At 51.3% G+C, this 21,338-nt stretch carries 17 protein-coding genes, 1 tRNA gene and 1 pseudogene; 14 read left to right on the top strand and 5 right to left on the bottom strand.

Annotated elements, in window-relative coordinates:
* Nucleotides 1–41: 41 nt before the first annotated feature.
* Nucleotides 42–581 carry an ankyrin repeat domain-containing protein gene (locus tag GOB58_RS07775; RefSeq protein WP_173559827.1) on the bottom strand — a complete coding sequence of 180 codons (540 nt, stop codon included), beginning with the start codon at nt 579–581 and terminating at the stop codon, nt 42–44.
* 493 nt (nt 582–1,074) lie between these two features.
* On the opposite strand from GOB58_RS07775, the gene tkt reads away from it, so the two are divergent.
* The 12 genes and pseudogenes from tkt (at nt 1,075) to GOB58_RS07720 (ending at nt 15,113) form a co-directional block, all read left to right on the top strand.
* On the top strand, nt 1,075–3,177 hold the full coding sequence (tkt, locus tag GOB58_RS07770) for a transketolase (protein WP_173559826.1): 2,103 nt from the start codon (nt 1,075–1,077) through the stop codon (nt 3,175–3,177).
* 98 nt (nt 3,178–3,275) lie between these two features.
* The gene (locus GOB58_RS07765) at nt 3,276–6,131 is read left to right on the top strand and encodes a bifunctional transaldolase/phosoglucose isomerase (protein ID WP_173559825.1); all 2,856 of its coding nucleotides are present in this window, start codon (nt 3,276–3,278) and stop codon (nt 6,129–6,131) included.
* A 27-nt stretch (nt 6,132–6,158) separates the two neighbouring features.
* A complete protein-coding gene (gnd, locus tag GOB58_RS07760; RefSeq protein WP_173559824.1) occupies nt 6,159–7,157 on the top strand; it encodes a phosphogluconate dehydrogenase (NAD(+)-dependent, decarboxylating) in 999 nt (332 codons plus the stop codon).
* A 107-nt stretch (nt 7,158–7,264) separates the two neighbouring features.
* A complete protein-coding gene (locus tag GOB58_RS07755; protein WP_173559823.1) occupies nt 7,265–8,140 on the top strand; it encodes a Cof-type HAD-IIB family hydrolase in 876 nt (291 codons plus the stop codon).
* 56 nt (nt 8,141–8,196) lie between these two features.
* Entirely contained in the window at nt 8,197–8,943 is a 747-nt protein-coding gene (gene pgl, locus GOB58_RS07750; protein WP_086555314.1) for a 6-phosphogluconolactonase, read from the top strand.
* 24 nt (nt 8,944–8,967) lie between these two features.
* Nucleotides 8,968–9,669: pseudogene (gene rpiA / locus GOB58_RS07745) on the top strand (ribose 5-phosphate isomerase A); the annotation flags it as partial.
* Between the two features lie 93 nt (nt 9,670–9,762).
* Nucleotides 9,763–10,245, top strand: coding sequence for a gluconokinase (locus GOB58_RS13085; RefSeq protein ID WP_233127815.1), 483 nt, complete (start codon nt 9,763–9,765; stop codon nt 10,243–10,245).
* A 24-nt stretch (nt 10,246–10,269) separates the two neighbouring features.
* Nucleotides 10,270–11,313 (top strand): ABC transporter substrate-binding protein, encoded by a 1,044-nt coding sequence (locus GOB58_RS07740; protein WP_173559822.1) that lies wholly within the window; start codon nt 10,270–10,272, stop codon nt 11,311–11,313.
* A 2-nt stretch (nt 11,314–11,315) separates the two neighbouring features.
* On the top strand, nt 11,316–12,692 hold the full coding sequence (locus tag GOB58_RS07735) for an aminotransferase-like domain-containing protein (RefSeq protein ID WP_173559821.1): 1,377 nt from the start codon (nt 11,316–11,318) through the stop codon (nt 12,690–12,692).
* A 51-nt stretch (nt 12,693–12,743) separates the two neighbouring features.
* Complete coding sequence (locus tag GOB58_RS07730; protein WP_173559820.1) at nt 12,744–13,058, top strand: putative quinol monooxygenase; 315 nt, start codon at nt 12,744–12,746, stop codon at nt 13,056–13,058.
* Nucleotides 13,059–13,075: 17 nt separating this feature from the next.
* Nucleotides 13,076–14,296: a Tm-1-like ATP-binding domain-containing protein gene (locus GOB58_RS07725; RefSeq protein WP_173559819.1), complete on the top strand. Its 1,221-nt coding sequence runs from the start codon at nt 13,076–13,078 to the stop codon at nt 14,294–14,296.
* Nucleotides 14,283–15,113, top strand: coding sequence for a phosphoenolpyruvate hydrolase family protein (locus GOB58_RS07720; protein ID WP_173559818.1), 831 nt, complete (start codon nt 14,283–14,285; stop codon nt 15,111–15,113). Before GOB58_RS07725 ends, GOB58_RS07720 begins: the two co-directional genes overlap by 14 nt.
* A gap of 111 nt (nt 15,114–15,224) precedes the next feature.
* On the opposite strand, the gene GOB58_RS07715 is transcribed toward GOB58_RS07720, so the two are convergent.
* Nucleotides 15,225–16,010, bottom strand: coding sequence for a siderophore-interacting protein (locus GOB58_RS07715; RefSeq protein WP_173559817.1), 786 nt, complete (start codon nt 16,008–16,010; stop codon nt 15,225–15,227).
* 520 nt (nt 16,011–16,530) lie between these two features.
* Between GOB58_RS07715 and GOB58_RS07710 the strand changes: the two genes are divergently transcribed.
* The gene (locus GOB58_RS07710; RefSeq protein WP_173559816.1) at nt 16,531–17,505 is read left to right on the top strand and encodes an MBL fold metallo-hydrolase; all 975 of its coding nucleotides are present in this window, start codon (nt 16,531–16,533) and stop codon (nt 17,503–17,505) included.
* Between the two features lie 738 nt (nt 17,506–18,243).
* Here GOB58_RS07710 and GOB58_RS07705 read toward each other — a convergent pair.
* Both GOB58_RS07705 and GOB58_RS07700 read right to left on the bottom strand, forming a co-directional pair.
* Nucleotides 18,244–18,320 (bottom strand) — tRNA-Arg (locus tag GOB58_RS07705).
* Between the two features lie 108 nt (nt 18,321–18,428).
* Nucleotides 18,429–19,130: a hypothetical protein gene (locus tag GOB58_RS07700; RefSeq protein ID WP_086553296.1), complete on the bottom strand. Its 702-nt coding sequence runs from the start codon at nt 19,128–19,130 to the stop codon at nt 18,429–18,431.
* Nucleotides 19,131–19,348: 218 nt separating this feature from the next.
* Between GOB58_RS07700 and GOB58_RS07695 the strand changes: the two genes are divergently transcribed.
* A complete protein-coding gene (locus tag GOB58_RS07695; RefSeq protein ID WP_086553297.1) occupies nt 19,349–19,819 on the top strand; it encodes a DUF1489 family protein in 471 nt (156 codons plus the stop codon).
* Between the two features lie 364 nt (nt 19,820–20,183).
* Here the strand turns inward: GOB58_RS07695 and hemW are convergent, their stop codons facing one another.
* Complete coding sequence (gene hemW, locus GOB58_RS07690; protein ID WP_173559815.1) at nt 20,184–21,338, bottom strand: radical SAM family heme chaperone HemW; 1,155 nt, start codon at nt 21,336–21,338, stop codon at nt 20,184–20,186.

Raw genomic sequence — 21,338 nt, 5'->3', positions numbered from 1 at the left:
CCAGAACACCTCACAGAGCCAGAGAGCAGATACCAGGTTCTTTACTGTTTTTGAAAAGCCTGAATACAGGCAAGCAGATCAGCATTACCCTGACGGCGAGCCAGCTCAAAACTATCCAGACCTTCTCCGTCCCGCAAAAACGGACTGGCGCCGGCTTCAAGCAAAAGCCGCGCCATTTCAACACGACCAAACATCACAGCAAACATCAGAGGTGTACGACCGACATGATTTGCGAGATCAACGGATGCCCCGGCATCAAGCAAAAGCCGCGCCACAGGCAAAAAGCCCTTAAACGCAACCCCGGCAAGTGCTGTGGCTCCCTTTTCATCCTGCAGGTCAGGCTGTGCCTTATGCGCCAGAAGCTGCTCAACCACACCAGCGTGATTATTATATGACGCCAGGATAAGCGGGGTATACCCTTTTTCAAGGCGAAGATCGGGTGACATACCTGCATCAAGGAAGCTGATAACCAGGTCCGTCTCACCATCCCGAACGGCATCAGCAAACAAAGTTTCTATCTGCTCCTGAGTAAACTCGCCTGCTGCTGCCGGCGGGACATTCTCAGAGGATAACTGTGTCATGGCCTGTCTCCGACAATTTCAAGAACACCAGAATAGCATAACATCATGGCTTACGTCATCTGCTCTGCACTTTCCCCCTGTCAGATTGAACAACGCAGACAATCCGGCACTTTTTGCAACAGGCGCCCTGGCACAAAAAAGAAAATTTTATCCCATCACAAAATTATGATGTGACAATTATAATATCGATATTGTAATAATCTCGCCCCGGCATAAACCGCTGCTTTATATCACGGCAGAGGCCAGGTTAATATCAGATTATAAGTTCTCACACATCGCAGATTGTGATTTATCCCCCCTCTTCTGCTGCGCTGAGCCCCTGTGCGTGCCTGTCCACTACAGGCCGAGCTTGCACTATTCATCCCAAGTATGTGTAATGCGCCACGCTTGACGGGTTATGTCTGCCATATCAGACTTCAGGAATTACAGCTGCGCCCTCATACAGGTTTTTTACGGGCAGGTTCGCCCTTTTTTACAGAGGATCCAGGTCAGAATGCGTACTTTATCTCCTACCCCCCTCTATGCTCCGGATAGTGCTCAGGCCAGCGGGGCAGGACATCTCGATACACTGAGTATCGACACCATACGTACGCTCTCCATGGACGGAGTACAAAAAGCTAATTCAGGCCACCCTGGCACAGCTATGGCACTGGCGCCGGTTGCCTATACCCTGTGGCAGGATGTGCTGAGCTATGACCCGGCAGCGCCGCTCTGGCCAAACCGTGACCGCTTTGTTCTCTCCATCGGTCATGCCTCTATGCTCATTTACTCCCTGATTTTTCTCGCCGGGATTAAAGATGTAAAAGGCGGAAAAGTTACAGACAAACCGGCTCTGACCCTCGAAGACCTTAAACAATTCCGTCAGTTCGACTCAAAAACACCAGGCCACCCTGAATTTGGCCACACCTCAGGTGTTGAAACCACCACAGGCCCACTGGGCGCAGGCTGCGGCAACTCAGTCGGTATGGCCATGGCAGAAAAATGGCTTGCCGCACGCTATAACAAACCTGGCTTTGACCTGTTCTCTCACCATGTTTACGCCCTGTGTGGCGACGGTGACATGATGGAAGGTGTCTCCAGCGAAGCCGCCTCCATGGCCGGGCACCTTCAGCTGGGCAACCTGGTATGGATGTATGACGCCAACAAAATCTCCATCGAAGGCTCAACCGATATCGCTCTGACTGAGAATGTTGGTGAACGCTTTGCAGCCTATGGCTGGCAGGTGCTTGAGCTGCACGATGCAAATGATACGAAAAAGCTCAAAGAGCTGCTGGCTCAGGCTAAAGCAGAAACCACCCGCCCAAGCCTTATCATTGTACATTCAGTCATTGCCTGGGGCTCCCCCAAAAAAGCCGGCACGGCATCAGCCCATGGTGAGCCGCTGGGAGACGAAGAAATTCGCGCCACCAAAAAAGCATATGGCTGGCCTGAAGATAAAACATTCTATGTGCCTGACGGCGTTCAGGATCACTTCCGGAAGGGTCTGGGAGCACGTGGCGCACAGGCACATGCAGAATGGAACAAACTGTTTGACGCCTACACCAGCAAATACCCCGAACTGGCCGCCGAGCTGAAAAACATCTTTAGTGGTGAACTGCCTGAAGGCTGGGATTCTGACATCCCTTCATACAAAACCGATGCAAAAGGCATTGCCTCACGCGCAAGCTCAGGCGAAGTGCTTAATGCTGTTGCGAGCAAACTGCCATGGCTGCTGGGTGGCTCGGCCGACCTTGCACCCTCAACAAAAACCCTTCTTAAAGGTGAAGAAAGCTTCCAGCCTGCAAAATGGGGCGGCAGCTACAGCGGGCGCAACTTCCATTTTGGTGTGCGTGAGCATGCTATGGGCGCTGTAGTGAATGGTATGGCCCTTTATGGCCTGCGCCCTTTCTGTGCAGGCTTCCTGATCTTCTCAGATTATATGAAAGCCCCGATCCGTCTTTCTGCACTGATGAACCTGCCTGTAACCTATGTTTTCACGCATGATTCCATCGGTGTCGGTGAAGATGGCCCCACCCATCAGCCCATCGAGCAGCTGCTGCAGATGCGCGCAACACCTGGCATGACCGTCATCCGCCCCGGTGATGCCAGCGAAGTAGCTGAAGCATGGCGCTTCCTCATTGCCAAGCAGAATGGCCCGGTTGCACTGGCACTGAGCCGGCAGAACCTGCCCACTATCGACCGCTCGCGCTATGCAGCGGCTTCTGGCCTGGCAAAAGGGGCCTATATTGTAGCTGACAGCAAAGCAACACCGAAAGTCATTCTTATTGCCTCTGGCAGTGAGTTGTCTCTGGCCATGTCAGCCTATGAAACACTGAGTGCAGAAGGTGTGGCTGCCCGCGTTGTCTCTATGCCAAGCTGGGAACTATTTGAGGCACAGCCTGCCTCTTACCGCGAGCAGGTTCTGCCGTCATCTGTCACAGGCCGCGTTGCCATCGAAGCGGCCTCTGCCATTGGCTGGGACCGTTATGCTGGCCCGACAGGCGAAATTATTGCAATGCGCAGCTTTGGTGCGTCTGCCCCGGCAGGACAGCTGATGAAAAAATTTGGCTTTACCCCAGAGTCTGTTCTTGAAGCAGCCCGCCGCCAGGCTGGCTAAAACTGACAGGGCGCTGCACGACATCGCCTGACCTGATACACTTAACCCTGTTCTGCCAGAGTAAGCTGACAGAACAGGGACAGAATGAAGGATGTCCAATGACCACGTCTCATAAAAAAGGTGTTAACCCTCTTCAGGCGCTGGCAACCGTCCGGCAGTCTCCGTGGCTTGACTTTATCCGCCGCTCTTTTGTGGAAGATGGCTCACTCACCCGCCTTGTTGAAGACGGTGACGTGCGTGGTGTGACCTCAAACCCCGCCATTTTTCAGAAAGCTATGGGCGAAGGCACAGAATACGATACACAGATCAAATCTGTTCTGGCGCATGACATCATCTCTCCCGGTGCACTTTATGAAAAGCTGGCTGTTAAAGACATTCAGACAGCAGCACATATTCTTGCCCCTCTTTATAAAAGCACCAAAGCACGTGATGGCTTTGTAAGTCTTGAGGTTTCTCCTTACCTCGCACGCGACGAAAAAGGTACGGCACACGAGGCAGTGCGTCTCTGGAACGACGTTTCAGAGCCAAACCTGATGATTAAAATTCCGGCTACACCGGAGAGTATTCCTGCTATTCGTCAGACAATTGCTGCAGGCATCAACGTCAACGTCACACTGATTTTTGCACTCTCTGCCTATAAAGCCGTTGTTGAAGCATGGGTTTCAGGCCTTGAAGAACTCCACAAAAAAGGCGGAGACCTCTCACGCGTTGCCTCTGTAGCGTCTTTCTTCGTCAGCCGTATTGATGGCAAAATTGATGCTGAAATTGACCGTCGCGTTAAAGCTGGTGACAAAGAAGCAGAAGCCCTGAAAGCACTGCGCGGCAAAGTAGCCATAGCAAATGCCCGTATTGCTTATGTTTACTGGCAGGATTTTGTAAAAACTGATCGCTGGAAAAAACTCGAGGCTGCCGGTGCACAGCCGCAGCGCCTGCTATGGGCCTCAACAGGCACAAAAGACAAAGCATACAGCGATGTGCTTTATGTCGACAGCCTGATCGGTCCTGACACAGTCAACACCATTCCGCCTGCAACAATGGATGCCTTCCGTGACCACGGCACGGTAAGCGAAACACTGACGCAGGATATTGAAGGCTCACGCCATATTCTGGCTGAAGCAGAACGCCTTGGCCTCAATCTTGACGGGGTTACAGCCACCCTGGTTGATGAAGGTGTAACATCGTTCGAGCAGGCATTTGACCTGCTGCTCGGCTCTGTTGCAGCCAAACAGAAAACCCTGCTGGCTGACAAACTGACAGACCTGAAAACCTCTCTTCCGGCAGAGCTGGGCGAAAGCATTAAAAAAGGCCTGGCTGACTGGCAGGCAAAAGGCACCATTCGCAAGCTATGGGCAAAAGACGCCTCTGTCTGGACCAGCGGGCCAGAAAGCAAATGGCTGAAATGGCTTGATATTGTTGATAATCGCCTGTCGCATCTGAGCGAACTTGAAAGTTTCCAGGCTGAAGTCAAAGCCCGCGGATTTAAGCAGGTTCTCCTGCTTGGTATGGGCGGCTCAAGCCTTGGGCCGGAAGTGCTGGCAGAAACTTTTGGCAAACATGAAGGCTATGGCCACCTGTATGTGCTCGACAGCACAGACCCACAGCAGGTTGCTACCTATGCTGGCAAAATTGATCCGGCTGAAACGCTGTTCATCGTTGCTTCCAAATCGGGCAGCACGCTTGAGCCAAATATCATGCTGGCTTATTTTTATGACCTGGCCAGAAAATCACTGGGCGATAAAACCAGTGCACATTTCGTAGCAATCACTGATCCAGGCTCAAAACTTGAAGCACATGCGAAAAAAGCCGGGTTCTGGAAAATTTTTGCAGGTGAGCCTGAAATTGGCGGCCGTTATTCCATCCTTTCTAACTTTGGTCTTGTACCGGCTGCAGCATCTGGCATTCCGCTCAAAGCGTTCCTTAATGATGCCCTGCATGGCGTACGCGCAAGTGATGCCAGTGCGCCACCAGCTGAAAACCCCGGTGTAACCCTCGGGACTATTCTGGGTGTCGCTGCAACGCAGTATGGACGTGACAAGCTGACCATCATTGCCTCACCTGCGATTGCCAGCTTTGGAGCGTGGATGGAGCAGCTGGTTGCTGAATCAACCGGCAAACATGGCAAAGGTATTATCCCTGTTGATGGTGAAACCCTTGCCGGTCCGGCCCGCTATGGCAAAGACCGTCTCTTTGTCTATCTGCGTCTGGCATCAGCGCATAGCCATGAGCAGGATGAAGCTATCAAAACGCTGATTGATGCCGGTCAGCCCGTGCTGACAATCACCCTGCACAACAAACGCCAGATCGCACAGGAGTTCTTCCGCTGGGAGCTGGCAACAGCTGTTGCAGGTGCTTTCCTTGGCATTGACCCGTTCGATCAGCCTGATGTTGAAGCCAGCAAAATTGAAACCCGCAAGCTGACTGATGCCTATAATAAAACAGGCAGCCTGCCGGCCGAAAAGCCTTTTGCTGAGCATGGTCCGTTTGCTTTTTTTGCTGATGCGGCAAATGCCGGCGCTTTGAAAGGCTCTGATGCCAGATCCATCCTGAAAGCGCATTTCGACCGGGTTAAAGCAGGCGATTACGTTGGGCTTCTCGCTTATATTGAGCGCGATGCCGCCACACTTGAGTGGATTCAGCACAACCGTCTGAAAATCAGAGATGCGAAAACTGTTGCTACGGCAGCCGAGTTTGGCCCACGCTTCCTGCACTCTACCGGCCAGGCCTATAAAGGTGGACCAGACAGCGGCGTTTTTCTGCAGATCACAGCAGATGACAGTCACGATCTGCCTGTCCCGGGCGAAAATTATACATTCGGGGTTGTAAAAGCTGCTCAGGCACGAGGTGATTTTGATGTCCTGGCCGAACGTGGCCGCCGGGCTCTGCGCGTCCATATTCGTGGATCACTGAAAGACGGCCTGGCCTTACTGGCTCAGGAACTCCATGCAGCTGTGTAAAATACAAGACTAAAAAAGGAATACAGAATGCAGATAGGTATTACCGGACTGGGCAGAATGGGCGGCAATATTGCCGTCCGCCTGACACGCCACGGTCATGATGTTATCGTTTATGACCGCGACAGCAGTGTTGTTGAAAAAACCGTACAGCGTGCCGAAGCTGGTAAAGCTGTTGCAGCAACCAGCCTTGAAGACCTCGTATCCAGACTGAACGGTCCGAAAAAAATTGTCTGGTCAATGCTGCCAGCAGGCCAGATTACAGAAGAAACCGTCAGCACTCTGAGCGGCCTTCTGACAAAAGGTGATATCATTATTGATGGCGGTAACGCTTACTATAAAGATGATATTCGCCGGGCAAAAACGCTGGCTGAAAAAGGCATCGACTATGTTGATGTCGGCACGTCAGGCGGTGTCTGGGGGCTGGAGCGTGGCTATTGTATGATGTATGGCGGCACACCTGAAGCTGCTGAACATATTGACCCTATTCTGGCTGCTCTTGCACCTGGTCAGGGCGATGTACCCCGCACACCCGGCCGTGACACAGGTAAGGACCTCGACCCGCGTGCTGAGCAGGGTTATCTGTACTGTGGTCCGGCTGGTTCAGGCCACTTTGTCAAAATGGTACATAACGGCATTGAATACGGCATGATGCAGGCTTTCGCTGAAGGCTTTGACGTCATGTACCGCAAAGACTCCCCTCTGCTGGCTGAAGATGAGCGCTTCTCACTCAACATGGCCGACATTGCTGAAGTCTGGCGTCGTGGCAGCGTTGTCTCCTCCTGGCTTCTTGACCTGACAGCCCAGGCCCTGGCAAAAAATGGCGAATTGTCTGAGTTCTCCGGCGAAGTCAGCGATTCCGGTGAAGGCCGGTGGACCATCGAAGCTGCTATTGAAGAAGGTGTGCCTGTACCTGTCATGACGGCAGCACTTTTCACACGTTTCCGTTCACGTACAGATAACACCTTTGCAGAAAAAGTTCTTTCTGCAATGCGCTTTGGTTTTGGCGGACACGTTGAAACTAAATAACAAGTTGCTATGGTAGCGCACCATAACATCAGCAGGACAGAACCCGTATACAGCACCCGCTGTACCAGGTTCTGAGCCTGCAACCTTACTCGGGAAGGTAAGCCACTATGCCGGTTAATATAAGTGCTTCATCAGGGGAGAGAAACTCTCCCGCCTCCCATATCAGGCTTGTCGTCACAGACATGGACGGCACACTCCTCACACCTGAAAAACAAATCACACCACGCAGCATAGAGACAATCAGCGCTCTGCATGCAGCGGGGGTTCCGGTCTGCCTCGTCAGCAGCCGCCCCCCGGCGGGTATCGAGATGTACCTCGATGCTATCGGCCTGACCACGCCTTATGGCGCGCTTAATGGCGCCAGCGTTTACAATGCTGACCGCTCGATACACACCCAGCTGACCCTGCCTCCTGATGTCATTTCTGACACGCTTGATATGTGCAACGTGCACCATCTGGATACCTGGCTGTTTCGCGGGCATGACTGGCTGATTAAGAACAGTGCCGGCCCTTATGTCGCAACAGAAAAAAGGGTTATCCGTCAGGAACCGGTCATTGTTGATAATTTTGCTGAACATATGTCCGGCATCGGTAAAGTCACCGGATCAAGCACTGATTACACGATGATGCATGACCAGGAGCTTGAAATTGGCCGCCTGATGGAAGGCCGGGCCAGCGTCGCCCGCTCTTCTCAGTGGTATCTCGATGTGACGCCACTCAACGCCAATAAGGGTTATGCTCTGTGTAAAATTGCCGAGATGTATAGTGTGGCACCGCACGAGGTTGCCTGTATTGGCGACATGAATAATGACCTGCCAATGTTTGACAAGGCAGGGCTTGCCATTGCTATGGGACAGACTTCACCCGAAGTCATGGCACAGGCACATTACATCACTGCCTCAAACAGTCAGGAAGGCTGGGCTGAAGCCATGCGCACTCTGATTCTGCCACGTGCTGTTTCTGTTGAGCAGAAACAATCCTGAACAGCCGCCTCTACTGGCGTTAACTAATAACACTCCGATCTGAAAAGGTTCTTTCTATGTCAGGACATGACACTGCCTCAGCGCCCGTTGAAATTTTCAAAAATGCGTCTGAAGCCACACATCATCTTGCTGACTGGCTGCTGAAACTGGCCTTAGAAAAAACTGATGGCCCCTTCTCTCTTGCACTTTCAGGCGGGTCAACACCACAGCCACTTTACAGCCTGATGGCCTCTGAACCTTATGTCAGCCGTTTTCCATGGGCACGTATGCAGTTCTTTATCGGCGATGATCGCTTTTTACCTCATGATCATCAGGACAGTAATTATGGTATGTTGCAGCGCCTTCTGTTCTCCCGTGCACCGATCCCGGCAGATAATATCCATCCGATTCCGGCTACGGGCACGGCGGAAGAAGCTGCTAAAAGTTATGAAGCACTGCTAAAACGTTTTTATGGCGCAGACCAGTTTGAAAAAGACCGCCCGCTGTTTGATTTCAACCTCCTCGGGCTGGGTGATGACGGCCATACAGCCTCTCTCTTTCCTGGCCAGCCTGTGCTGAACGAAAAAACCGCCTGGGTTTCAAGCTGCGTGCCACCTGTTGCCCCTTATACACGGGTTACTCTGACATATCCGGCCATTCATGCCAGTCGTCATCTGGTTCTGTTTGTTGAAGGAGCCGGTAAAAAAGAAGCTGTTAAAAAAGTGATGTCGAAAGATCCCTCTTGCCCTGCAAGTGCCATAACAGGCATGGATGATGTGCGCTGGATTCTGGATGAACCAGCAACCCCTGACTGTGTTAAATAATAAGAACAGACAAAGAGAACGACCATGACCACTTCTGCTCCTGACCCCGCATCCGTCTTTAAAAAACAGGCGGCGGAACACGCTGTAACACTGGTCAGAGATGGCATGGTCGTGGGCCTTGGCACAGGCTCAACGGCAGCTTTTGTTGTCGCTGCACTCGGCCGGCGAATCAGGGATGAGAATTTGCACATCAGTGCTATTCCGACCTCTGACGTTACAGAGCAGCAGGCTCTCTCTGAAGGCATTCCTCTGACGACCTTTGGTCAGCACACAGTGCTGGATATTGCTATTGATGGTGCAGATGAGATTGAAACATCCACCCTCAACCTGGTTAAAGGGCGCGGTGGAGCCCTGTTGCGCGAAAAAATTGTCGCCTCGGCCGCAAAACAGCTGGTGATCGTTGCAGACACCAGTAAGTATATGGACCATCTGGGCGAGAGCTGCCCTCTGCCCGTTGAGATTGTGCCTTTTGGCTGGGAACTGACGATCTCTCACCTCGCACGTCTGGGCGCGCAGGTTTCCGTGCGCAAAAACCGCGATGGCTCCTTTTACGTCACCGATGAAAAAAATCTGATAGCCGATTGCGTATTCGGCCCGATTAGCGACCCGGATGCGCTGAGCCGCAATATCTATGCCATTGTTGGCGTTATCGAACATGGTTTGTTTCTGCATATGGCAGAGCGCGCCATTATCGCCGGCCCTGAAGGTCTTTCGGTTGCCACACCTGGCACCTCAGTACCACAGCACCTTGCCTGCTCTCTGCCCCCGGCAACAGGAAAAGAGTCTGCTCTGAGCGTACCAAAACAACTCCTGGTCATTATGGGTGTATCGGGCAGTGGCAAAACAACAATTGCTCTTGGCCTGCAAAATGAGCTGGGCTGGCCGTATCAGGAGGGTGACCACCTTCACCCCAGCCATAATGTTGAAAAAATGGCTGCAGGGACCCCTCTGACCGATGAAGACCGCTGGCCATGGCTGGAACGCTGCCGTGAGTGGATGGAAAACTGTGCCACCCGGCATAGCGGAGCAATTCTCACCTGCTCTGCCCTCAAACGTATCTATCGGGACCAGCTGCGGGCATCAGGCCTGAACCCTGTTTTTGTCTATCTTTACAGCACCCAGGACGCTCTGAGCCAGCGCATGGAAAAGCGTAAAGGCCACTATATGCCGGCAACACTTCTCCCCAGCCAGCTTCAGACCCTTGAACCGCCACAGCAGGATGAGCTGTCTATTGCAATAGATGCCGCTGCATCTCCCAGTCAGATTATTGCCACCGTTATTCATAAACTCAGAACTCTCTGATATCAGACTAAAACAGAGTGAGGCATGCCAGTAAATAAGACCCTCCTGAAACGTCAGTTACCAGCACTCGGCCTCATTTGTTCTGCGTTTTGCTTTTCGACAGCAGCAACGGCTTCTGAGCAAAACCGGCAGATAACTGATATGGACGGCACAGTTGTTTCTGTGCCACCTCACCCTGCCTCTATTGCTGATTTATGGTTCGCTCATAACGAAATTCTGGTCATGCTGGGGGCGGCACAAAACATCACAACCTCAGCCGAAAGCCCGGCTGAACACCCATGGCTGTTTAAAATAGCCCCTGCTTTACGACATGCCCGCACAGGAGTGAGACCTGGGGCTGTCAGCCCGGAAGAATTACTGACACAAAAGACAGACCTTGTTTTCGTTTCCGGTCAGGCCCAGGCTGAAAACTTACGCCGCTTTTCCCTCACAACCCTGGATGCACGGTACGTCACATTACCGGCTATGCTGAAGTCACTCGACATGACCGCGCAGGCTCTGAACACTGTCCAGGCACGCGAAACAGCACAGCATTACCGTCAGAAGATGGAAGATACTCTTCTTTTTCTCAAAAAACATACAGACGCACTGGCTGAAAAAGATAAACCCCGGGTGCTGCATATTGCCCGCCTCGCCCCGCTGCAGATAGATGGCACAGACACCCTCATCAATAGCTGGATTGAAGCTGCCGGCGGGAAAAATGCAGCCACGGTGTCAGGCAACCACCGGCCAGTGAGCTTCGAACAGATTGTCGCCTGGCAGCCCGATATTATCATCTTTGATCCGGCAGCAGGGGCTCCTGATGCTGCCTCTCCCCTCAGAACCCTTGAGGCTTTTCGCAATAACCGCTGGGCCATCAACCCGGAAGGGGTTTTTCCGTGGGACCGCTACGGCTGTGAAGCACTGCTTCAGTTAAAATGGGCAGCGAAACTTATTCACCCTGCACTGTTTAACGATGTGGATATACGCAAAGATACCCGTGATTTTTATCAGGATTTTTTCAGATACACCCTGACGGAAGACGACATTAACCGTATCCTCAACGCTCAGCCTCCCGCAGCATTATAACGATGCGCCGCCAGTCTTCCTGGGCCCCTCATCTGGCTGATGGCACAACCTCTCCCGCAGAACGACTGGCAGAAGCCCTGAGTAATGACATCCTCTCAGGGCAGCTTCAGGTCAATGAACGCCTTCCTGCACATCGCGACCTTGCATGGCGCCTTAGCATTGGCATAGGCTCCGTCACCAGAGCCTACGCTATACTTGAACGGCGGGGACTGGTGCGTAGTGTGCACGGCCGTGGCACTTTTGTTGCCGTTGGGCACGAAAATGCTACTACCCGGTTTGATCTGGCAACCAATATGCCGCCGCCTATGTTCAGCAACAAAGCACTCGCTGGAACGCTCACCCGGCTTGCAAAACAGGTCGACCCTGATTTGTTCAATATCTACCCTCCGGTGGCGGGGCATCTCGAACACCGCCGGATTATGGCACACTGGCTTGAAGGGCTTGGCATTGACACACGTGCCGAGCAACTGCTGCTCACATCGGGTGCACAACAGGCATTAAATGTTGCCATCACCGTCATACGCAGACATGTACATTATGCTGTGGTGGAAGAGCAAACATATCCTGGCATGCTGGGGGCTATTCATCAAAACCAGCTTCCTGTTCATGCGGCAAGGATGGATGAAGAGGGTCTTCTGCCCTCCGCTCTCGAAGATATTTTACAGCGTAACAAACATCAGCGCGCTGTTATTTACCTGACCCCCACCATGCACAACCCCACAACGGCAACTATGGAGCTGCAACGCCGCCGGGATATTGTTGCACTTTGTAAAAAATTTGATGCTTTGATTATAGAAGATGGTGTTTATCTCTCAGAACGTGACCCATCCCGCCCTTCACTGATGGAACTTGCGCCCGAGCGGACATTTCATGTCAGCAGCCTGTCAAAAATTCTCAGTCCGGGTCTGCGGATAGGCGCTCTTATTCCTCCAGCAGATTACCTTGAAGCCTGTCACCCTGTATTGCTGGCCTCATCACTGATGATTGCCCCACTTTCTTACGCAATGATGGCCCAGTGGATGGAAAACGGCACGGCAGAAAGTGTAAGACACTCTTTACTGCACGAAGCCATACGTCGCCAGAAACTCGTTCTGACTGAACTGCCACAGGCTGTTACCCCACGTCACCATGCCTTTCATGTCTGGATGCCAGTCTCTGCCACGCTGGCCCCTCATGTCATTCAGCAGGCACATGCTCTGGGCATTTCTCTTCCCCCGGCCACAGCATTTCAGGCGACTTCAGCACCGGCAGCGACCGGTATACGCCTGGCACTGGGGAATATCAGCTTTCGTGCACTACCTGAGGCACTCAGACGTATACGCTCGGCCTGTATGCATGCTGAAGAAATAGTGTCACGTGACACTATTCCAATATACTAAAAGTGTCTCTTTCAGTTAGGCTCCTCTCATGCCAACGTGCGGAGAAAGCCAATGCGCCAGACCTCTCAGGGGGTGACAATTGTCGCCTCATTTCACCTTAAGAAAGACTATCTCGACGTTGCTTTACCCGTTGTCGCGGCTTGTGTACGGGCCTCCCGCCAGGAGGCAACAAATTTTTCCTACACCTGTCGCCGGGATATCAATAACCCGCTGCATTTTGTCTTTATCGAACACTGGCAAAGCATGGAGGCAATTCAGGAACATGAAAAACAGCCTCATTTTTTAGCACTGAAAGCTATGCTGGAACGTGGCTCGGAAGGTCCATTAACTGTGACTTTCCTTGAAGACATCACGGCTCCTGCCTGAAAACGAGGCACAGCATAATGACACTCTGCGTCTACCTTCTTGGCACAGCCGACACAAAGTCTGAAGAACTCGATTATCTCCGCGCTGTTCTGACAGAACGCGGTGTGAGCACCAGAGTTGTGGATGTCAGCACGGGCGAAGTCTCATACCAGGCAGATATCAGCGCACGCACTGTTGCCAGTCATCACCCTCAGGGCGCTGAGGCTGTTTTTTGCGGTGAACGTGGCCGGGCAATAACCGCCATGTCTGAAGCACTGAGACACTTTCTGCCCGGCTGTGACACTCTGGGCGGCGTTATCGGGATTGGAGGTTCAGGCGGTACAGCCATTGTTGCGCCTGCTATGCAGAGCCTTCCCGTCGGATTACCCAAAATTCTGATCTCAACCGTCGCTTCAGGTAATATTGAGCCATATGTAGGTGAATCAGATATTGCTATGATTTATCCTGTGGTTGACCTGCAGGGTTTAAACCGTATTTCACGCACTGTTCTGGCGAATGCCGCCAATGCCATGAGCGGGATGATACACCACCACTATACCCCGCCTGCCGATACCAGACCGGCGATTGGTATTACCATGTTTGGTGTAACCACCAGCTGCGTTGCCAAAGCAGTACGTACACTCGGGAGCAGCTTTGAGTGTCTGGTTTTTCACGCTACCGGCTCAGGTGGAAGATCAATGGAACGCCTTGTGGCACAAGGTATGCTGCGTGGCGTGCTTGATGTCACGACAACAGAGTTCTGTGACTTCGTCGCCGGTGGGATTTTCCCCTGCACAGCCGAACGTCTTGAAAGTATTGCTCAGACGGGTGTCCCGTATGTTGGCAGTTGCGGTGGTCTCGACATGGTCAATTTCGGGGCCATAGAAACTGTACCTGAGCAGTATCGTGACCGGGTTCTGCTTCAGCATAACCCGTTTATCACCCTGATGCGCACCACACCGGCAGAATGCCGGCAAATAGGACACATAATCGGAGAACGTCTTAACCGTTGCGATGGTCCTGTGCGTTTTTACTACCCGGAAGGCGGTTTTTCTCAGCTTGACTGCCCCGGCCAGCCTTTTCACGACCCGGCAGCTGACAGCGCTTTTCGCGATGCGCTGCTTGACACCCTCAGACAAACAAAACAGCGGCGTTTTATCAGTCTGCCACTGACAATTAATGATCCGGCTTTTGCTAAGGCAATGGCGGATGAACTCACTCAGCTTTTCAGGGAGCATGAACATTATGCCAAAAATTGAACGTAATCTTATCCTCGGCCGCCTGCGTAAACTCATCGACGCCCGTAAGCCTATTATTGGTGGTGGTGCCGGCACAGGTCTTTCAGCAAAATGTGAGGCAGCCGGTGGTATTGACCTTATTGTTATTTATAACTCTGGCCGCTACCGCATGGCAGGACGCGGCTCTCTTGCCGGGCTTCTGGCCTATGGCAACGCGAACCAGATTGTTATGGAAATGGCACGCGAAGTTCTGCCTGTAGTACCCGATACCCCCGTGCTGGCAGGTGTTAACGGTACTGATCCTTTCATCAATTTTGATGTTTTTCTTGATGATCTGTCACGTGCAGGCTTTTCAGGGATTCAGAACTTCCCGACAGTTGGTCTGATTGACGGTAATTTCCGCAAAAACCTTGAAGAAACCGGCATGAGCTACAGCCTGGAAGTCGATGTGGTTGCCCGGGCGCATAAAAAAGACATGCTTACAACGCCTTATGTCTTTGACACCGAGCAAGCCAAAGACATGGCCCGCGCAGGTGCTGATATTCTGGTGGCTCATATAGGGCTGACCACAGGCGGCAGTATTGGCGCTGAAACCGCCTTTACTCTGGAAGATTCTATCAGGCTCATTAATGAAATTTCTGAGGCTGCCAAAAGTGTACGCGACGATGTTATTCTGTTGTGCCATGGCGGACCAATTGCCATGCCGGCTGACGCGCAGAAAGTACTGAACGCATGCCCTGACTGCCATGGTTTCTATGGCGCTTCGAGCATGGAGCGACTACCTGCTGAAACAGCGCTGATTGAACAAACACAAACTTTTAAAGCAATGACCCGATAAATCATTAACCGGGAACGGCTGATTTTTGCTCCTGGATAGCAGCAGAAATCAGCCGGCTCTATGCCATCGTCAGGAGCGGGAAAGTATGAACAACCTATCATCTGCGCCTCCTCAGCGTGTGTCTCCGACATCTTTGACTGAGGCATCAGCCATACCCTTCACCCAGTAACCAGAAGCCTTGATCCACTTTGCCGGAATTTTACATTCTTCCAGCAGATACTGACGGATAGCCTTTGCCACTTGAGCTTCGGCTCCGACCCAGACGAAAGTCCGCTCCGGGATTTGAATATTTTTTAAGGCATCAAGAATGGCAGCAGCGTCATCTGCCATATCCATGGATCGATGAACCCAGTGTCCTACATGCCTCGCATCCGTGACGAATACCTGTTCGTCTTCAGCTCCAGGCACAGCAATGACAGTAGTGACGGAAGCCCCGGCATGAAGCTCCTCGACACGTCGACCAATTGCAGGCAGCGCTGTTTCATCGCCGACCAGAAGCCAGTGGTCGATTACGCCGGAGATCATCTGGGAACCACGTGGCCCACCAATTTCAAGCCGATCACCAGGCCTGGCGGCCCGTGCCCAGGCCGCTGCTGGCCCACCATGGTGGTTAACGAAATCCAGAATCAAAGTGCCATTTTGCGGATCATAACGGCGCGGCGTGTAATCGCGACGGGTCGGAACACCATCCAGACCGGGGATGAAAATCTTGATATGATCATCGGGAGAGGGACTGCTGAATCCAGCTAGTTCTGCTCCGCCCAGCGTAATACGGATCATGTGCGGGGACAGACGTTCGACGACGCGAACCTCAAGACTGCGCCTGTTGAGTTCATGCCTTACCCGCTGAACTTCGGGGCCGTCACCGCGATTACGAAAAGATTGGAAGAGTTTCATGCCTATGTATCCTTGTCATGCCGACAGACCGGTGACTGTGGATACACAGACGCACAGGCTGCCAGCATTCCGCTGTCAGTTGCTGTGCGTTGTTTCACGTTAACGCCTACGAGGCCTGGCTATGAAGCTTGGCCTAATCCGCTTCAGTTAGTGCGCTTTTCCTTTCACGTGTCAAGAAATTTCCGATACTTCTGACCTCAACAGAATATATCTCTAACCAGGCTCATTCTTTAAGATAGAAGATAAAATGTGCTGCAATATGGGTTGCAAACATGTTTTCGAGGCAGACATAGCTGTGTTTTAAAAAACGGCAGTTTTCTTCCATTTTTAATGCTACTTTTACAGCGCGAGTTTTACATTTTACAAAATCGATAAAAGTTTTTCACTCTTGATGTAAGATTTATTCATCTTCTGGCGTGTGGCCTATCACGAATAGATGACCGGCGTATTCTGGCTATGAATTTTGAAACAGCAATGGTCTATTCATTGACGGCATATTAATCGCAACAGGGCCCTTTTAATGACGCAAGCACATTCCCGCTGGAAACACGTTTCTTTTTACTGTTGTATAATATCTTTATCCTTAAATATCAGCATTGCTTCAGGGGCATCCTTACCTGCACTTCAGGCTCCAACTATTCCTGCTGTACCGGCAGGGGCAACTGTACCATTACTTGATGCCAGTAAAACCGTACAGCTCAGTCCCCATATATGGATGATTCCGGGCTATCCTAATATTCCGATTATTATTGGTAAAAAAGCTGTGCTGGTCGTCGATACCGGACTGGGGAATGCCGCAGCACACGTCATTTCAGAAGAAGTAGAACGCCTCGCTCCTGGTAAGCCAGTTTACCTCACAACAACACATTTTCACCCCGAGCATGCCGCAGGCTTTGGCGGCTTTCCTGCCGGCACGAAGCTACTGCGCCCGAGTATTCAGCAGGATGAACTGAATGCTGACAAAGGGCGCATGCTCGAAAGATTTCGTATTCACAATGCAGAAGCACTGAGTAACGCGGATTACGGCAAGCCCGAACTTTTTAACGGTGAAAAAACACTTGATCTGGGCGATGTGCATGCCCGTATTTTCTGGGCTGGCCCCGCACATACTTATGGTGACACACTAGTATACATTCCAGAAGATCAGGCTCTCGTAACGGGAGACGTCGTGCAGAATCTTGCTACACCAACATTTCTTGGTGGTAGTATCGGCCCAGAAGAATGGCTTCATACACTCCAGGCTCTTGTGCCACTTAAGCCCAAACTGGTTATTCCTGATCACAGTCCCCCAGGGCCGGGTGAAAAGCTTATTAAAGATGAAGAAGCTTTTATGGCAGCACTGATTGCAGAAACCCGGAAAGCTAAGAAAAGTGGTCTTTCTGAAGATGAGGCTGTAGAAAAAGTCACTACTATACTTCACGCTCAGTTCCCTGACTGGACCATGAATCCGCTTACCGGGGATGGTATTCGTCGAGCCTGGAAGAAAGAAGCATAATAGCTATTAAACCATTAATATACGTTACAGAATTTTTCTGAATCTGTGACGGTTTCCCACCCTAAAAAGGAACTTGGGCAAAGTCTTAATCGAAGTAATCAAAAAAAAAGCCGGGCTAAAATAGCCCGGCAAGTAAGAAAAATGTATTATCCAATTTTCATTGAGGCAGGTTCTATTCCCTCACTCATCCTCAGTATTGCGCCAGAAGTCAGATTTCACGATGAGTATGCGCTACACGATAGCTAACACTACAGTTGCATTTTATGTCGTGAGTGAGCGCGGATAGCGCTGGCCTGATGTGTTCGTCGAAAGACGGACCATCTGAGGATGTGGGCGACGGGCAGTCTGCGCTCACTCACGACATAAAATGCAACTGTAGTGCTAAGGGAAAGAGAGCGGCAGCAGCACAAAAGGAGGAAGTCGCCTCTCTGGTCACGATAGCCGACACACTCTTAAAAGAGACTGAGTGGTGCGGATGTCGTATCGTCCTGAAGAATGGTCGGCCAGTTATTGAGGGGAGCACCTCACAGCTAGACCCTGAAACGCTGGCACTAATAAAAGAGAACAGGCTCCTCATTATTGAGAGACTGGCAGAGCAGGAACAACACAGACCAGCAACAGAAGAAGATAGTGAGGCAGCAGCAGAGGCTCTTGCCGCCCTAGCGATCGTTTTAAGAGGGGTGACGATTTTAGGAAAGTCGTTATCTATTTGTTTTTATTGGATATTTTATAAGAGTATGGCGGACCCGAAAGGATTCGAACCTTCGACCTTCGCCTTCGGAGGGCGACGCTCTATCCAGCTGAGCTACGGGTCCACATTTTGCTTTCCTAGCGCAAAGCCTGTGTTCTGCCAAGAGGATATAATGAAAAACAAAGAATAACCCTGTGCTCCTTTTTACATCGGACCACAGGATTATAAAATATTATGGCGCGTTAGCCGGCGCAATAGCTGAAGGTATTGCTGGTGTAACCGCTTTTGTCTTCAGGTCAGGCAGAGTAGTAGCTGGCATACCTTCGACGGCTGCTCCGGCCTGAGGCGTAACGGCGGCACCCTCTCCCGTTGCAACTGGCTGCGATTTGGCAGGTTTAATCTGTGGCTGACGATATGCCTTGACCGGCCCCAGGGGATTAGAAGAAATAACCTGCATCGACGGCAGGGGACGACGAACACACCCCCTGGCAATTGTCGCACAAACACCATCAGCACCGACAATTTCGTCATTATCGCCACCATAATGCAGATCAGTCACTTTCCCGTCTGTAATACGCACATCTGCAACGCAGGTTTTTCCGGCGCCACCCAGTGCATTTTCAATAATATTGACGACACTTTGCAACGGGAAAAGAGTGGAGTCATTAGCTGATGGTATATTAAGACCCCGGGTATATTCATAAATTTCAGACCCGTCAGGCAGCTTTTTAGTCTTATCAGGGATACCCATACAGGCCTGTAAATCACTGCTTGAAATACCGATAAGAGAGATCTGCGCTTTATGGGCCGTACGAGAGTCGTAATAACCACAACCCGATAGTGCCAGTGAAAAAACACTCGTTAGTATCACAAGAGGAGAAGCTTTAGGCCTGCTACGGAAAAGACCTGTAATGTTCAAAAGACGAACAGACATGGATAACAAAAAATTCCTTATATGTTCGAAAAAAGGGAGGATGCTGACGAAACATTCATAAAATGCTGTCTTTTCTCAGGATGTCCCTGAATTTATCATTGGTGATGATAAAACACAAACTATGCTTCTACGGCAAAAGAGAATATCTGTCAGTGACAGGATTTTCCCCCATGTACCACAACCCTGCTAACTTACTCTGATATAAGAAGGTCCCTCTCATGCTCGGTCTCATCAAACTTGCCGTTGGTGTGTCTTCGCCTGAAGAGCTGATACAGCGCCAGAAAATGTCAGAAAACCTTTATCCACACCCGGATTATGGCCCGGTGCCGGTGGTCTATACGCGGTTTTTTCCTAAACGTGCGGATGAACTTCTGAGCGGCGGTTCATTATACCGGGTAATTGGCGGGCTGATTGTATGCCGGCAAACTATTCTTGATATTAAAAGCGGTACACGTCCCGATGGCAGAGAGAGTACACTCATATGTGTATCGCCTGAGTTAATACGCACTAACCCTATGACAATGCGTCCTTTTCAGGGGTGGCGTTACCTCGAAGGGAAAGATTGTCCACCCGACAGCGCCTTTCAGTCATGCTCTGAGCTACCAGGAACATTGCAAAAAAAACTGGTCATGTTAGGCTTAGCAAGTCTCTTCTTTTGTCTGGTATCACTAAATACCGCTATTTTATGACTAATAAGAATTAAAAAAACTGTCAAAAATAACAAGAGAGAAACAGGGTAGAAACAGACCATCTCAGAGTGACTGGTACAGACTATTTTACCGTCATAACCGGAGATATTTTCCTGATAGCTCCCTGCCGGAGCTCTTTACGCGAGAGGTTATAGTATGAACCTGTCTGTCCATAATCAATCTCCCTCCTCTGCTCCGTCCGAGCAGGCAAGAGAACGCTGGCTGAACACGCTGTCTCAGAAAGCGAAAAATCTGAACGGTCCCCAGGACCTTCATTTCGAGCGCCGCCCTCAGCGGCCGACACGCGAAAGAGATAATGTAAAACCCTGCAAAGAGCTCTGATAATATACGTGTAAGGTGCCTTTTAACGAATCAGGGCACCAAGCAAAGCTTCCAGGCGCAGGCGGCCCTCAGCTGTGGCACGGAGATTATTACCCTCTAAAGTAAGGTAGTTTTCTTCGCAGGCTGCGTCGAGAATAACTGAGTTCGTCGCATCAGCTAATGTAAGCCCGGTACGCTCTCTGAAGCGTGTAAGGTTCAGGCCTTCTGTGACCCGCAGCCCCATCAGCAACATCTCTCGTGCACGTTCCTGTGCAACAAGACTTTCCTTCTGTGTCTGGCCTGTACCTTTTTGCTCAACCAGCGTTGCCCATGGCTCCGGGGCACGGTGACGACGTGTCGCAAACAGATCATCACCCTCAGTAATACGCCCGTGTGCACCTGGCCCGATCCCCAGATAATCACCATAACGCCAGTATGTCAGATTGTGTCGGCTTTCACTGCCAGGGCGGGCATAGTTCGACACCTCATATCCGGCCAGCCCGAAACGGGAGGTGACTTCTGCTGTGTGCTGATAAAGAGAAGCTGCCTCGTCTTCATCTGGCAAACTAAACTTACCTGAACGAAAAAGAGCTTCAAAACGTGTGCCCTGCTCTATTGTGAGCTGGTAAAGAGAGATGTGATCTGCCGCAAGAGTTAATGCTGTTTGCAGCTCTTCCTCCCAGTCAGCAAGTGACTGCCCTGGTCTGGCGTAAATCAGATCGAAGGTAATGCGACTAAACAGGTTGCGGGCGGTTTCGAGTGCTGCAACTGCCTGTTTTGCAGAATGCTCCCGCCCAAGGAAACGCAGAGAAACATCATCAAGAGCCTGAATCCCTAATGAAACACGATTCACTCCGGCCTGTCTGAAGCCGTGCAGACGCCCCGCCTCAACACTGGTCGGGTTAGCCTCAAGAGTAATTTCGATATCATCTGCCGGATCAAAAAGTGAGGTCGCATCTTCAATCAACGCGGCCACATTTTCAGGCGATATGAGAGAGGGCGTGCCTCCGCCAAAGAAAACCGAGCCCAGCTTACGCCGCCCGAGGCGGCTGGCCTCGTAAGCCAGCTCAGCACGCAACGCTTTAACAAAGCGCCCCTCAGGGATCTGCTCTCTGACGTGCGAATTAAAATCGCAATAGGGGCATTTGGCCAGACAAAAAGGCCAGTGGATATAAAGAGCGAGTGGTTCAGCAGACAA

Source organism: Acetobacter thailandicus (assembly GCF_011516655.1).
Classification (GTDB): Bacteria; Pseudomonadota; Alphaproteobacteria; order Acetobacterales; family Acetobacteraceae; genus Acetobacter; species Acetobacter thailandicus.
Note: the sequence above shows the minus strand (reverse complement) of the source record. Positions and strands in the feature narration are given on the sequence as shown.

Coding starts and splice junctions, on each gene's coding strand:
- GOB58_RS07775 (WP_173559827.1), bottom strand. CDS start 581: ATGACACAGTTATCCTCTGAGAATGTCCCGCCGGCAGCAGCAGGCGAG.
- tkt (WP_173559826.1), top strand. CDS start 1,075: ATGCGTACTTTATCTCCTACCCCCCTCTATGCTCCGGATAGTGCTCAG.
- GOB58_RS07765 (WP_173559825.1), top strand. CDS start 3,276: ATGACCACGTCTCATAAAAAAGGTGTTAACCCTCTTCAGGCGCTGGCA.
- gnd (WP_173559824.1), top strand. CDS start 6,159: ATGCAGATAGGTATTACCGGACTGGGCAGAATGGGCGGCAATATTGCC.
- GOB58_RS07755 (WP_173559823.1), top strand. CDS start 7,265: ATGCCGGTTAATATAAGTGCTTCATCAGGGGAGAGAAACTCTCCCGCC.
- pgl (WP_086555314.1), top strand. CDS start 8,197: ATGTCAGGACATGACACTGCCTCAGCGCCCGTTGAAATTTTCAAAAAT.
- GOB58_RS13085 (WP_233127815.1), top strand. CDS start 9,763: ATGGGTGTATCGGGCAGTGGCAAAACAACAATTGCTCTTGGCCTGCAA.
- GOB58_RS07740 (WP_173559822.1), top strand. CDS start 10,270: ATGCCAGTAAATAAGACCCTCCTGAAACGTCAGTTACCAGCACTCGGC.
- GOB58_RS07735 (WP_173559821.1), top strand. CDS start 11,316: ATGCGCCGCCAGTCTTCCTGGGCCCCTCATCTGGCTGATGGCACAACC.
- GOB58_RS07730 (WP_173559820.1), top strand. CDS start 12,744: ATGCGCCAGACCTCTCAGGGGGTGACAATTGTCGCCTCATTTCACCTT.
- GOB58_RS07725 (WP_173559819.1), top strand. CDS start 13,076: ATGACACTCTGCGTCTACCTTCTTGGCACAGCCGACACAAAGTCTGAA.
- GOB58_RS07720 (WP_173559818.1), top strand. CDS start 14,283: ATGCCAAAAATTGAACGTAATCTTATCCTCGGCCGCCTGCGTAAACTC.
- GOB58_RS07715 (WP_173559817.1), bottom strand. CDS start 16,010: ATGAAACTCTTCCAATCTTTTCGTAATCGCGGTGACGGCCCCGAAGTT.
- GOB58_RS07710 (WP_173559816.1), top strand. CDS start 16,531: ATGACGCAAGCACATTCCCGCTGGAAACACGTTTCTTTTTACTGTTGT.
- GOB58_RS07700 (WP_086553296.1), bottom strand. CDS start 19,130: ATGTCTGTTCGTCTTTTGAACATTACAGGTCTTTTCCGTAGCAGGCCT.
- GOB58_RS07695 (WP_086553297.1), top strand. CDS start 19,349: ATGCTCGGTCTCATCAAACTTGCCGTTGGTGTGTCTTCGCCTGAAGAG.